This is a genomic window from Acinetobacter sp. C15, from assembly GCF_013420645.1.
GTDB classification, from domain to species: domain Bacteria; phylum Pseudomonadota; class Gammaproteobacteria; order Pseudomonadales; family Moraxellaceae; genus Acinetobacter; species Acinetobacter indicus.
In genome coordinates this window covers 38,621-52,395 of sequence record NZ_VOXR01000015.1, presented here as the reverse complement: position 1 = coordinate 52,395, position 13,775 = coordinate 38,621, and the positions used below count along the sequence as shown (strand labels likewise).

Below are 13,775 nucleotides of genomic sequence, written 5' to 3'. Positions count from 1 at the left end.
TAGTAGAAAATTCTGGCCAGAAATATGATTTTTTTTGAAAAATAGCGCAAAATTAACCTCATTCTTTAGTATTAGATACGGTTTCAAGATTAGAATATGAGTAATCTGACTTTCTCTGCATTCACTTTAAACGGTGTAGATGCGCAAAAATTCTTACAAGGTCAAGTCACGGTAGATGTCGAAAAACTGCCGCAAACCGAAACCCGTTATACTGCAATTTGTAGCCTGAAAGGCCGTATTCTGTTTGGTTTATGGCTGACCAAACAAGATGCTGAACAGTTTGAAATTGTAGTAACGGCCGATCAAGCTGAAGACTTTGCCAAACACATTAAAAAGTTTGGTGCTTTCTCGAAAATGAAACTGGAAGAAGCCGGTCAGGTTTATCCGGTCGTAAATGGTCTACACACCCAGTTCACAAGTACTGAACAGGATATTCAAGCATGGCAATTACAGGCGCTTGAAAGTGGTCAGGCCTGGATTCAGGCCAGCACCGCGGAACTGTTCCAGCCACAGGAACTGCGTTTGCATCAACGTGAAGGCATTCATTATGACAAAGGCTGTTATTTGGGTCAGGAAGTGATTGCCCGTTTATGGTTTAAAGCCAAGCCAAAACACTGGTTGCATCTGATTCAAGGTACAGGCGATGCTCCGGCTATCGCCAGCAAACTAAACAATGATGTAGAAGTGGTGAATAGCCTGGCCATTGATAGCGGTTATCAAGCTTTGGTGGTAGCCAAACCGGATGCCTTAGCCGAGCTAGATGTAACGGTTCTGGATTTACCTGAAGCTTTAAGCGGTGATGTGGCGCGGCCGCAAAATTAAGCGTGTCACTAGCAGATCTATGAAAAACAGCCCAAGTGACACGTGTAACTTGGGTTGTTTTTTTATCCGTCAAAAAAATGAGACTGATTTACAAATTGAAGCAATCCTTAAATTCAGGATTTTTTTATTATTGTTCCTACGTGGTTTGAAAAAATTACCGGATTCCGATACATCTATATTTACATTCTTTGATTTCATCTTATGATGATGAGTGACAATTTATTCCCCACACATAAATGGAATTATGTGGTCATTGATACAAGGTTTTATACAACGATGAAAAAACTGATTTTGGCAAGTCTAGTTGCCCTTTCGACACAATTTACCCTCGCCAACAGCAATAACAGTATTCCGACCGATCCGGCTTTCGCCAAAATTGAAGCCATGGTCAAAGCCAACAACCTGAGCGGTGCCTATCAGGAATTAGACAAACTGGCCAAAACCGGTAATCCGCAAGCGATTTATAATCTGGGTTATTTGACCCAAACCGGCCAAGGTACGGCCAAAAATGAAAAGAAAGCCATCGAGCTATATGAGCAGGCCGCGAAAAAAGGCTATCCGGTGGCGAATTATGTACTCGGTAAAAACCATCTGACCGGCACTTTGGGTCTAAAACAGGATACCAATAAAGCCAAACAGTATCTGCAAAAAGCTTCATCACAAGGCTTTCATGATGCCACCATTGATTTAGCGGTGGTGTATTTCTCTGAAAACAAAGCCGATTCAGATAAAAAAGGCCTGCAATTACTGGAACCCCTCATTAAAAAAGGCAACAATCAGGCCATTCATGCCAAAGCCTTATATGACATTAGCCTGGGCTTTAAAAACAAAAATGAAGCACCCATTCAGCAAGGCTTAAAGAGCATTCAGGATTTAGCACAAAAAGGCTATATTCCAGCGCTGATGGCGGTTGGCAATATGTTTACCAATGGCAACATCGTGCCGCAAAACCTGCCGGAAGCGAAAAAGATTTTCTCTGCCCTAGCCAAGGAAAATGTCCCGCAAGCCAAAGAATCGCTGGCTGTGGTGGACAAGATGATTGCCGATCAAGCCAAGAATCCACCAAAAGCAGCAGCCAAGAAAAGCTAATGCGGCTGACCGAAAAAAGCCCGATGACCGGGCTTTTTTATTTGGGATACATAAAGATTTAAAGAAAATGCGATGACTGACTTAACCAGAAAGCAACTCCGATTAAACCCAGGACCGTACTCATAATTAAAGGCTGGAGTGCCTGTTCATTCAGGCCATAATTCTGGCCAAAAATCCCAAAGGCCACAGGCATCGGCAATGCCGCCAGCAACGTACCAACAAACAGCATTTCTGAGCTGACATTGGGCAAACTCCACAACAAGGTGAAAATAACCAGCGGCATCAGCAGGACTTTCATCCCGACCAGCAGCACACTTTGCAGATTGACCGAATGCAGGCGCATTCCGACCAGACTGCCGCCAATCACAAATAAAGCCAACGGCGATGCAGTTTTGCCGAGCATCTCCAGAATCTGATTGATGCTGTCCGGTAGTTTTAAATTGAGCAAGACACAGGCCATCCCGGCAATAATCGACAGAATCACCGGATTTTTTAGCAAACTTTTTAAGGTTTTCAGATATAACGCCGAAAGATGATGGTTTTGCTTTTGCAAACCGGCTTCGGCCAGAAACAGCACCATCGCCACAATAATCAGGTTTTCAATAATTAGAGTTAATGACAGATAAATGGCGGAATGACTGCCAATCAGCAGGGTTAAAATAGCCGTGCCAATAAAGCCGGTATTGGACATCGACGCGCCCATCGACAGCACACTGGCGTGGGTCAGGCTATGCCGGAAATAGGTTTTATAAATGACTAACGCCAGAAAAAACAGGATCAGCGAGCCCAGCCCATAACCAATAAAATAACCGGGATGCCAGATTTCAGCCAGGTCTTTACTGGCCAGGGCATACAGTAAAAAGGCTGGCAGTGAAACCTTCATCACAAACTGGCTCAGGGCCTGAATATGCGTGGCCGCCAGAAAATTGGTGCGTACGCTGCTATAGCCCAGCGCCAGTACTGCCACCAAGGGCAGTAAAATATTCAGCAACAAAAGTGCCTTCCTTCTCTAGAACGAGATCTAAAACGCATCATCCCTGATACTGCTGTTGCTTATTCCTGAACAGGAAATGGATGGAACAAATCTTTTAAACCATGCGGCTGACAGCGCAAGTATTGCGGCGCGATGGCAATCTGCCCGCCCAGTTCAGCGGCGGCATGCCACGGCCAACGTGGATCATAAAGCATCGCTCGTGCCAGTCCAATGGCATCTGCATACTGATTTTGCAGAATTTCTTCAGCCTGCACCGCTTCGGTAATCAGGCCCACTGAAATCACCGGAATACGGTGCACCGCCTGTTTAATGGCATGTGCAAAAGGCACCTGATAGCTTGGCCCAATCTCGATACTCTGCTGGGCATGCAGACCGGCACTAGACACATGAATATAGGCCGCGCCTAGCTGTTCCAGCGCTTTGGCTACCCCGACCGTAGACTGGATATTCCAGCCGCCCTGCGCATCCATCCAGTCGGTAGCAGACAGGCGTACCCCAATCGGATAACCTTCTGGCACCACCTGTTTCATGGCCTGGAACACCTCCAGGGTTAAACGAATCCGGTTTTCAAAACTGCCGCCATATTCATCATCGCGGACATTGGATAATGGCGACATAAACTGATGTAGCAGATAACCATGGGCAGCATGAATTTCAATTAAATCAAAGCCAGCATCCACTGCACGCACCGCAGCACTGGCAAAGTCGGCAATTACCTGTTCAATTTCATTCAGACTTAGTGCATGGGGGGCATGATCGGTCGGGTTAAACGGCAAATTACTGGCCGATACGGTTTGCCAGCCCTGGGCATGATCCGGCGCAAACTGGTCTTTGCCCAGCCACGGTTTATCGGTAGATGCCTTACGTCCAGCATGCGCCAGCTGCACTGCAAATGGCATTGGTGACAAGGTTTTGACTTTGGCCAGCAAGGCTTTCATCTGCGCACGCTGCAAATCATTCCACAGGCCTAAATCGGCATAGCTGATCCGCCCTTCTGGCTGCACCGCCGTGGCTTCAATAATACATAAACCGGCACCCGACAAGGCATAGTTGGCCCATTGCTGCTCATGCCAATAGCTGAGCTCGCCTTTGTCATTGGCCGAATATTGGCACATGGGGGCAATAATAATTCTGTTGTCTAATTCAAGCGTGCCAAAATGGATAGGTTCAAATAATAATGCCATGGGGCGATCCTGCCTTATGATTTTCATGAAAATTATTCTAACCGAGATAGACGGCCGAATTGGCTAAAAGCTGTTTATTTTTACCGCTTTATGTAACCGAATTAAACTGTGGTGTTGATCAAAATACGCTGTGTTTTTGTCAGCCCGATGACAGCCATTTTTTGCACGATCGATCACACTTCAGACGCAGCGCGACAAGCCTGTTCCAGCCGGTTCAAATAGGCGGCAAAACCATCACTGACCCGGCTGTCCAGACGACTGCTGGTGGTGACCCGTACCTGGTTGCTCCAGACAATCGGCAGGTTTAAGCACTGCATCTGCTCGACCAGCTGCACATCTTCATGACAGCTGCTGGCCTGAAAACCACCGGCTTTTAAATAGGCCGCAGCAGAAAAACTGAGATTGGCCCCATGCACATGCCGATGGTCCATTTTATCCTGATAATGGCGCAGATATTTCTGCCGGGCGGCCGCAGATAAAGGCGACCAGTCTTTAATTTCAACCACGCCACAAATCAGTGCTGCCGGCTGATGGGCATATTGTGCAGATAACCACTGCGCATCAACCTGGGTATCGGCATCGGTACAGGCAATCCAGTCAGCACCTTTGGCAATCATGGCGCGCACGCCCAAATCCCGTGCCTTACCAACACAGCGTACTTCACAACACAAGTAGTCGATTCCGGCCTGTTGTACAATTTCAACAGACTGATCATCACAACTGTCCAGCACCACCAGCACCTTTACTTCAGACACAACGGGCGGTAATTGTGCAATGGCCTGCTGAATAGCCGCCAGACAGGCGCCCAGCGTTTCGGCTTCGTTATAGGCAGGCACCACCACCGCCATCCTCATATCAGTCCCTCCCGCGCAGCCACAGATTGTGCATCTTGAGTCCAGAGATCGAGCAGAAAATCCGGATCATTCATCTGCAAATAATGATGCAGTGCCAGTTGTTGCCTTAAACAGGCATGTACCTGATCGCCATTCAGCTCAAAGCCTGCAATCGGGTAACGCCAGTGACAGGCCAGCAGCGTACCGTCTGCACTTAAACACTGCTGCAGCTGCTGCATTAGCTGCACTAATTCGGCCGGACGCAGGTAATAGGCCACTTCACTGAGAATAATCAGATCAAATAGACTATCATTTTCCAGCGCCAGATGGGTTTCAGGGACACGTTGTTGCCGCACCTGCACATGCGCAAACCTCGCCAGACGGGCCTGTGCCAGTTCAACCGCACGACGGTTGGCATCTACACAGATGAGCTGCTGACAACGCGGAGCCAGCAATTCACTGAAGATGCCATTGCTGCAGCCAATTTCCAGGACCCGCTGAAACTGCGCCTGCGGCAAGGCCGCCAGACACAGCTGCCGTTTACGCTGCTCATACCAGCGCTGCTGATAGTGCCAGGGATCATCATTGTCCTGATACAGCTGGTCAAAATAGTCATCCGTGTTCAGTCGCATCAATATAGACCTCGTACGGGATTAAGAGTCGTGAAATGGTTTTTGCCGATAAAATTGGCGGCTGGTGAATAGTGTCATCAGCCTCGATCTGGGTTTTAAAACATTGAATCGCCTGCTGTTTTAAGGCCAGCTGCTGCGCAGTTAAACGGAGTTTTCGTGCCTGTGCCCAGGGAATCCGTGCATCTGCTGGCATGGCCCAATGCCAGGCCCAAATCAGCACCTGATAACAGCGCTGCCGGTGCTGTCTGGCCCAATGCTGCACCACCCGTCCGGTGGCTTCATGATCGGGATGGCCATCTTGAGCGAAGGTGGTCACCAGAATATCCTCAGGCTGCACCCAGTTTTGTAGCTGCTGCAACAGTTCGGATTCAGCCTGCATCACCTGGCCATCTGCAATGTTCAGGGCAATGCGCTGGACCTTATGTTCCAGTCCCAGCACCGCCAAGGCATTCAGACTTTCTTGTGGCCGCAGCACATTCAGCTGCTCAACGCTATAACGTTTTGACCGAGGATGGCTGCCGGTACCATTGGTTACTGCAACCAGCAGCAGTTCACGCCCTGCCGCGGCCAGTTGCTGCATCAGACCCGCACAACCGAGAATTTCATCATCGGGATGTGGCGCGAAAATTAGTACCCGGCCACGCTCAGGAAAGTGCTGCGTCAGATTCAAATCCGGCAGCCCGGTCAGTCCGGACCAATTGAGCCACTGCGCCTGATCGGTACCGCTACCATAGATTTTCCGGTCACCGACTACCGGATCGATCAGAGTTGCCATGTTTGCCCCTCCTGTAGCGATAAGCGGCCAATTGCAGCCAGATCAAAAGCAGCATGACTCTGGCGCAAAAATACCGGCAAGTCGGCAGCCAACCGGGCAAAATGTGCCTGCTGGCAAAAAGGTCGTGCGCCTAGCGCTTTTCCGACCTTTTCCAGTACCAATAGCGCAGTATCCTCAACTTGGGCGCGTAACATCCGGATGATCAGTTCATGGCTGTGTGCCGGCGCTGCATCTATCTGGGCAGCTACATGGGTAAAAAACTGTCGTGTCACGGCCAGTCGGGTACTGACTTCGCCCAAATACAATTCATGATAGGCATGGGTTTTCTGCTGCACATGCTGCTGTAAATATTCAGCCAGACGTACTGTAGCACCATACCAGCAGGCCGCAACACCGGCTGCACCATGCCAGAAGCCCGGCCGATTCAGATAATCTCCGGGTTGTGCAATGCGTGTGGCTGGAGTGTACTGAAAATGAATAGTTGCTGTGGCCGTCTGCTGCATACCGATGGCTTGCCAACTGCTATCATCTACTTGGATTGAAGGCTGCTGCATCTCGACCATCAATAATTGTGACTGGCCATCTGCACCGCGATAAGTCATTAAACCAAAATCCACCGCATATGCCGCCGAGCACCAAGCCTTATAACCGGAACAATAGCCCTGCTCATACTGTACAGGTTGTGGATGGCCTTCCGCGGCCCAGACTGCCCACCAGCCCGCCGGAACGGACTGAATCTGTAGTTCGTTTAAAATACTCAGCGCATCGAAATGTGATTCCAGCCATTTCACCAAAGTTAAATCGGTGGCCGCAACTTTGGCCAGCAGTTGCCAGCGCAGCAGGGTTTGCCCCCTGCCCGGATGAGGAAATTCAGGTGATACTGCCAGCAAACGGCGTAGTGTGGTGACGTAATCTTCGGCGGTAGGCGCTGTCTGCTGTTCAAATTCAGCCAGAATCTGGTCCATAGTGGTTCTATATTCCAAATATATAATTGTTCTCAATCTATCCGGTTGTCATCATTGCCAGCACAGTGACCACAAGCGGGCATGAGTAGCCAAACTTGCAGTCACGGTACGGCGATGTTGATGTTTTTAACTGATGACCCTGTTTAGATTTAGCACGTGGCTGGGCAGATAAATATTGAAAATTGTTAACGTATTAGTGAATCACCGGCGAGACCTGGGCGCGAAGCGGCATCTTGTAGTGATACAGGAAGCTGTTATGGCGCAGATCATTTAAGAAAGTAGTACGCCAGTCGGCAATATCAAATTTTTTCAGACCATCCATTAAGCGACTGTAACGCTGTATCCGCTCTGCTCGCGGCATCTCCAGTGCCTGTTTCAGGGCTCGCGTCATGGCCTCGCGGTCATGTGGATTCACAATTAGTGCATCCGGCATCTGGTCTGCGGCACCGGCTTTATCGGACAGAATCAGCACGCCCGGATTATCGGCATCCTGAGCGGCAATATATTCTTTGGCCACCAAATTCATACCGTCTTTTAAAGAAGTGACCCAGCAAATATCCGACTGGCGGTAAATTTTCATCAGCACTTCATGTGCCAAGGTCTGATGACTGCAATTCACCGGCAACCAGTCTGCTGTAGCATATTGGCTGTTAATGGCGGCAATCTGGTCTTCTAAACGCTGGTACAGGCGCTGATAGGCGGGAATATCCATGCGGCATGGACAGGCAATTTGCAGGTCCACCACCTGCTGGTGATATTCAGGATAAGAAGCCAGGAAATGGGCAAAAGCATCAAAACGTTCTAGCAGCCCTTTGGAATAATCAATCCGGTCAACGCCGATAATAGTTTTTTGGTGGGCCAGGGAGTCAAAATCAAAGATACCTTGGGTGCTCGTTAAGGGCTGAGCGGCCGCGTGCTGGATGAGGTCTGGATTCACCCCAATGGGGTAACTCTTCATCATGGTCAGCTTATTCTGATAACGCAGGATATAAGGATGAATTTCCTCACCACTGAGCATGGTCTGGCAAATGCGCATACATTGCTGCTGATCGCGCTGGGTTTGCAGTCCAACTACATCATATTCACAGAGGTCTTGCAGTAAACGTGATGCCACCGGAATTTCCCGCCACACCGCTTCATGGGCAAAAGGAATATGCAGGAAAAAACCAATCTTGTTATGCATGCCTAACTGGCGGCAATGCCGGGCGATACTGAAAAAATGATAGTCATGCACCCAGATCACATCATCCGGCTCAGCAATCGCCTGTAGCTGTTCGGCAAACATGCGATTGACTTCCTGATAAGTCAGATATTCGTCTGTGGAGTATTCAATTAAATCGCTACGATCATGCATGGCCGGCCACAAGGCATTGTTGGCAAAGCCACAGTAATATTGCTGGTACTGCTGTTCAGTTAAGGGGCTGGTCAGATATTCCACACCCTGATGCTGCACCGAGTCGAATTTCAGCTGGGAAAATTGCTCGACTCTTTCACCATTCCAGCCCACCCAGACCCCGCCAATATCATGCAGTGCATCTTGCATGGCCACCGCCAGACCACCTGCGGCTTTTTTTTCAGGATTCGGTAAACTGACCCGATTGGATAACACGATTAGCTTTGACATTTTTACCCTCACATCCTCTTTTGATGGTCATTGCTCCTGTTTCGCAATGTATTTTTATTAAATGCAGCAACTCCGCCACGGCTTGGGTATTGGCCAGCCGATAGTGGGCCTGTGTCTCGCCTTCACCGACTTTAATACTCAAACCCTGATGCTGATTGACCACGGCAAATCCATCTTCATCCGTCACATCATCACCAATAAAAATGGGAAAAGTGCTGTTTTCTGGCATTGCTTCCAGTAAGCGACTAATTGCAAAACCTTTACTCGCTTGCTGAGGCAAAAGCTCGACCACACACTTGCCCTGCTTGAGCTTAAGTTGAGGATAACGCACTTGCAGCACCGCCATAATCTGCTGTGCAACCGGCGCAAGCTCTGGATATTCCCGGTAGTGCAGGGCTACCGAAAACTGCTTATCCTCAATACGTAAATTCGGGTAGGCGCGACAGGCCTGACTCAGGTCTGCCCGGAGCTGCTTATAATTAATATGACTTAAATCAAGTTGTAATTTCTTTGTACTATTCCACCAAATTTGTAATCCATGTAACTCAGCAATCGGCAGCGGTAACTGCTGTAACAGCTGTCTGGCCATCTCAATGGAACGGCCAGTAACCACACTCACCGGAATCCCCAACTGCAATAATTCGGCCAGGGTGTTTAAAGTCGAGGTGGGAATAAAACTGTGCTGCGGGTCAAGCTGAAAATCGGCCAGAGTGCCGTCTAAATCGAGAAACAGACTTAATTGACGTTGCTGCTGCTGACAGATCTCGATGATGTGTTGCGGCGTATGCATATTGCTCCTCATCTGGATAACTCATTTTTGTTTTGCCCTATCTTGGCGTTTTTTTATGGGCGGCATGTGATTTTCAACATTAATGATGTGCAGGCTTACATTTTTTTACCTGGACGCTGAATCGCTTTTATTTTTCTGTGAATGTTCAGTTTGAGCCGCAAGACTGATCCGGCTGCGCGGTACGGCAATTCACTTTATAATGCAGCCTTGCCCTGTCTTGTATTTTTCAAGATTCAACCCGATATTAGCTGCATCCTCATGCCGAAGCCTGTCCATGCCTGAATTACCTGAAGTTGAAACCACCAAAACCAGTTTATTACCGCTGCTAGAACAGCGTGTGCACGCCGTGCAGGTACGCCAGTCCAGCTTACGCTGGCCAATTCCAGACGATCTACACAAACTGGTCGGGCAAAAACTACTGAACCTGACCCGTCGCTCCAAATATATTCTGGCCCAGTTTGAACAGGACAGCATGCTGTGGCATCTGGGCATGTCCGGCAGCTTCCGCCTATGTGAGCCCGAGGCCGAACTGCGCAAACATGACCATCTGATTATCCAGTTTGATGATATTCAGCTGCGCTACCACGACCCGCGCCGTTTTGGCTGTATTCTCTGGCTAGATGAAAACTCGCAAAGCAAACTGATTGATACGCTCGGGCCTGAACCTTTAAGTGATGCTTTCAATGCTCACTATCTGGCCGATAAACTGAAAAACAAAAATGTCGGCATTAAAATTGCAATCATGGATAACCATGTGGTGGTGGGCGTGGGCAATATTTACGCCACAGAAAGTCTGTTTAATCTGGGCATTCACCCGGCACAACCGGCGTCGAGCTTAAGTCTGGAACAGATTGACAAACTAACTGTGGAGATCAAACGGATTTTAAAACAGGCCATTGATTTGGGTGGATCGACCTTACGCGACTATAGCAATGCCATGGGCGAAAATGGCTATTTTCAGCAAACCCTGCTGGCCTATGGTCGTGCCGGTGAAATGTGTGTCAACTGTGAAACCACACTGGAAAATCTCAAGCTTGGTCAGCGCGCCTCAGTGTTTTGCCCGGAGTGCCAACCGCTGAAGAAAGTCAAACTGGCTCATCCTAAAGCCAGCAAGCCAAAACATACAGCGAGGTAATACCCATGAAAACGGCCATCGTCCGTCATATTCTGGTAAAAGATAAAGATACTGCCGAGCAGCTGAAAAAGAAGCTGCAAGCAGGTGCAGACTTTGCCAAAATTGCCAAACAGTATTCCACCTGCAACTCAGCCAAACGTGGAGGCGAACTCGGTGAAGTGAAAAAAGGCCAACTGGTCCCAGTGATTGATAAACTGGTCTTTACGGCTGCTGAACGGGTGTTGCATGGTCCGGTCAAAAGCCAGTTTGGTTTTCATTTGGTGGAAATTAAATTCCGGATGGATTTTTAATCCCTCTAAATCCCCCTTTGGCAAAGGGGGACTTCTCCTCTCTTTATTAAAGGGAGGTTGGGAGGGATTCTATAAAAAAACGGCGCCTTTGCGCCGTTTTCTTTTGCTTTCAATTACGCCTGCGGACGTTTTTTCAATTCGTCACGAATTTCACGCAGTAATTCGATATCTTCTGGAGTTGCTGCCGGTTCTGGCTCTGCTTCCTGCTTACGGCGCATTTTGTTCATCAGTTTCACCAACCAGAACACCACCCAGGCCAATAACAGGAAGTTAATGAAGATGGTCAGGAAATTACCATAATGGAAAATGTTCAGACCGGCTTCCTGGGCAGCAGCCAAGGTTTGGACATTGTTCGGGTTATCACCCAGAATCAGGAATTTATTGGTGAAATCGACATCACCCCCTAAAATCCATGAAATCAGCGGCATGATCACATCTTTTACCAGTGAATCAATAATCTTACCGAATGCACCACCAATAATAACACCGACTGCCAAGTCCATCATGTTGCCTTTAATGGCAAACTCTCTAAATTCTTTTAAAATGCTCATATGCGCTCCAGAATATATCTTTATTTATGTGATGAAGTATACATAATTACTAGGATTTGATTTCTGCTTAATGTACGCTTTTTTCAATTATTTCCAAGTAGTTTTAGAACATTTAATACAAAAAAAACCGCCAAGTGGACCTGGCGGTTTCTTTTTTCTTCTTAATTTTAAAAATTAAGATTTGTTACGCTTACGTTCGTTTTCAGTCAGGTAACGCTTACGGATACGGATTGACTTCGGCGTTACTTCAACCAGCTCATCATCTTCAATGAATTCAAGTGCTTGTTCAAGTGTGAATTCAATTGCAGGAACCAGAGTTAACGCATCATCCGTACCAGATGCACGTACGTTGGTTAACTGTTTCGCTTTGGTTGGGTTCACCACCATATCGTCTGAACGAGAGTTAATACCCACGATCATACCTTCGTAAACTTCCAATTGAGGTTTAGCAAATAGACGACCACGGTCTTGCAAGCTGAACAGTGCATAGCCCAAGCAAGTCCCTTGAACCATAGAAATCAGTACACCGTTTTGACGTTTTGCTACAGAACCCTGTTTCATTGGACCGTAGTGCGAGAAGCTAGAGGTCATGATACCGGTACCAGACGTCATGGTCATGAATTCAGAACGGAAACCAATTAAGCCGCGTGAAGGAACAGTTGCTTCAATACGGATACGGCCTTTACCGTCCACTTCCATATTGGTCATCTCACCTTTACGGTTACCCATTTGTTCCATCACAGCGCCTTGGTGCTGTTCTTCAACGTCAAACGTTACGTTTTCGTACGGTTCTTGCATTTCGCCGTCAATCTCTTTCAAGATCACTTGCGGACGAGATACACCCATCTCGAAACCTTCACGACGCATGTTTTCAATCAGAACTGAAAGATGAAGTTCACCACGGCCAGACACTTTGAAACGGTCAGGACTGTCAGTATCTTCAACGCGCAGTGCAACGTTGTGAATCAATTCGCGGTCTAGACGTTCACGGATGTTACGTGAGGTCACGAACTTACCTTCTTTACCCGCGAACGGCGAGTTGTTGACCTGGAATGTCATCGATACGGTTGGTTCGTCTACAGAAAGCGGTGGTAATGCTTCAACATTTTTCGGATCACAGATGGTGTCAGAAATATGCAGCTCGTCCATACCGGTTACACATACGATGTCACCCGCAGATGCAGAATCTACATCAATACGCTCTAAACCGTGGTAACCCATGATTTTTAAGATACGGCCGTTACGTGTTTTACCATCTTTGTCGATGACAGTGACAGGTGTGTTCAGTTTTACAGAACCACGCTGGATACGACCAACACCGATTACACCCACGAAGCTGTTATAGTCCAGTGAAGACACTTGCATCTGGAATGGACCATCAACGTCAACTGCTGGTGGTTCAACGATGTCTACGATGGTTTCAAACAACGGTGTCATATCTTCAGCCAGTTCTTCTGGAGATGGACCAGCAACACCACGTAAACCAGACGCATATACCACCGGGAAGTCTAGCTGCTCGTCAGTACCACCCAGGTTGTCGAACAAATCGAATACCTGGTCAATCACCCAGTCAGGACGCGCGTTTGGCTTGTCGACCTTATTGATGATCACGATTGGCTTCAAACCACGTGCGAACGCTTTTTGCGTTACGAAACGGGTTTGTGGCATTGGACCTTCTTGTGAGTCAACCAGAAGAAGTACGCAATCCACCATCGACATGACACGTTCAACTTCACCACCGAAGTCGGCGTGTCCCGGGGTATCCACGATGTTGATACGGTATTCAGTATCGGTACGTTTATCTAACCATTTGATTGCAGTGTTTTTTGCAAGAATGGTAATACCACGTTCACTTTCAATAGCGCCTGAATCCATGACACGCTCAATCTCGCCCGCTCGTTCACCGAGAGCACCTGATTGTTGTAAAAGTTTATCTACAAGAGTGGTTTTACCGTGGTCAACGTGCGCGATAATCGCGATGTTGCGGAGAGTTTTAATATCTGACATGTAAATTCGATACGCTTTAAATTTGAGGGCAAATTATACAGAAAAATACTCTCATTTAGTAGTGACACTTTATTGACAATCGAA

Annotated in this window: 14 protein-coding genes; 4 read left to right on the top strand and 10 right to left on the bottom strand. The window is 47.9% G+C overall.

Annotated elements, in window-relative coordinates; genetic code table 11:
* The first annotated feature begins 96 nt into the window (after positions 1-96).
* Together FTT63_RS07890 and FTT63_RS07885 are read left to right on the top strand one after the other, a co-directional pair.
* Positions 97-822: a folate-binding protein YgfZ gene (locus tag FTT63_RS07890; RefSeq protein ID WP_180088723.1), complete on the top strand. Its 726-nt coding sequence runs from the start codon at positions 97-99 to the stop codon at positions 820-822.
* Positions 823-1,098: 276 nt separating this feature from the next.
* On the top strand, positions 1,099-1,911 hold the full coding sequence (locus FTT63_RS07885) for a tetratricopeptide repeat protein (RefSeq protein WP_005175859.1): 813 nt from the start codon (positions 1,099-1,101) through the stop codon (positions 1,909-1,911).
* Between the two features lie 58 nt (positions 1,912-1,969).
* On the opposite strand, the gene FTT63_RS07880 is transcribed toward FTT63_RS07885, so the two are convergent.
* From FTT63_RS07880 to otsB, 8 genes are all read right to left on the bottom strand, one after another.
* Complete coding sequence (locus tag FTT63_RS07880; RefSeq protein ID WP_016659830.1) at positions 1,970-2,905, bottom strand: AEC family transporter; 936 nt, start codon at positions 2,903-2,905, stop codon at positions 1,970-1,972.
* A gap of 59 nt (positions 2,906-2,964) precedes the next feature.
* Entirely contained in the window at positions 2,965-4,089 is a 1,125-nt protein-coding gene (locus FTT63_RS07875; protein ID WP_016659829.1) for an NADH:flavin oxidoreductase/NADH oxidase, read from the bottom strand.
* Positions 4,090-4,262: 173 nt separating this feature from the next.
* Positions 4,263-4,943, bottom strand: a complete 681-nt coding sequence (locus tag FTT63_RS07870; RefSeq protein WP_005175848.1) for a glycosyltransferase family 2 protein — start codon at positions 4,941-4,943, stop codon at positions 4,263-4,265.
* Positions 4,940-5,554, bottom strand: a complete 615-nt coding sequence (locus FTT63_RS07865) for an SAM-dependent methyltransferase (protein ID WP_168395875.1) — start codon at positions 5,552-5,554, stop codon at positions 4,940-4,942. Before FTT63_RS07865 ends, FTT63_RS07870 begins: the two co-directional genes overlap by 4 nt.
* Positions 5,535-6,329 carry a PIG-L deacetylase family protein gene (locus FTT63_RS07860; RefSeq protein ID WP_180192153.1) on the bottom strand — a complete coding sequence of 265 codons (795 nt, stop codon included), beginning with the start codon at positions 6,327-6,329 and terminating at the stop codon, positions 5,535-5,537. The genes FTT63_RS07865 and FTT63_RS07860 overlap by 20 nt, the downstream gene beginning before the upstream one ends.
* Entirely contained in the window at positions 6,317-7,294 is a 978-nt protein-coding gene (locus FTT63_RS07855; RefSeq protein WP_180192152.1) for an acyl-CoA dehydrogenase, read from the bottom strand. The genes FTT63_RS07860 and FTT63_RS07855 overlap by 13 nt, the downstream gene beginning before the upstream one ends.
* A 193-nt stretch (positions 7,295-7,487) precedes the next feature.
* Positions 7,488-8,918: a trehalose-6-phosphate synthase gene (locus FTT63_RS07850; RefSeq protein WP_180192151.1), complete on the bottom strand. Its 1,431-nt coding sequence runs from the start codon at positions 8,916-8,918 to the stop codon at positions 7,488-7,490.
* Positions 8,869-9,708, bottom strand: coding sequence for a trehalose-phosphatase (otsB, locus tag FTT63_RS07845; RefSeq protein WP_005175835.1), 840 nt, complete (start codon positions 9,706-9,708; stop codon positions 8,869-8,871). Before otsB ends, FTT63_RS07850 begins: the two co-directional genes overlap by 50 nt.
* A 274-nt stretch (positions 9,709-9,982) precedes the next feature.
* On the opposite strand from otsB, the gene mutM reads away from it, so the two are divergent.
* Positions 9,983-10,843, top strand: a complete 861-nt coding sequence (gene mutM / locus FTT63_RS07840; RefSeq protein WP_005175833.1) for a bifunctional DNA-formamidopyrimidine glycosylase/DNA-(apurinic or apyrimidinic site) lyase — start codon at positions 9,983-9,985, stop codon at positions 10,841-10,843.
* Positions 10,844-10,848: 5 nt separating this feature from the next.
* Entirely contained in the window at positions 10,849-11,133 is a 285-nt protein-coding gene (locus FTT63_RS07835; protein WP_005175832.1) for a peptidylprolyl isomerase, read from the top strand.
* A gap of 113 nt (positions 11,134-11,246) precedes the next feature.
* Here the strand turns inward: FTT63_RS07835 and mscL are convergent, their stop codons facing one another.
* Positions 11,247-11,684 (bottom strand): large conductance mechanosensitive channel protein MscL, encoded by a 438-nt coding sequence (mscL, locus tag FTT63_RS07830; RefSeq protein ID WP_005175830.1) that lies wholly within the window; start codon positions 11,682-11,684, stop codon positions 11,247-11,249.
* A 174-nt stretch (positions 11,685-11,858) separates the two neighbouring features.
* Entirely contained in the window at positions 11,859-13,691 is a 1,833-nt protein-coding gene (gene typA, locus FTT63_RS07825) for a translational GTPase TypA (RefSeq protein ID WP_005175828.1), read from the bottom strand.
* Positions 13,692-13,775 lie beyond the last annotated feature (84 nt).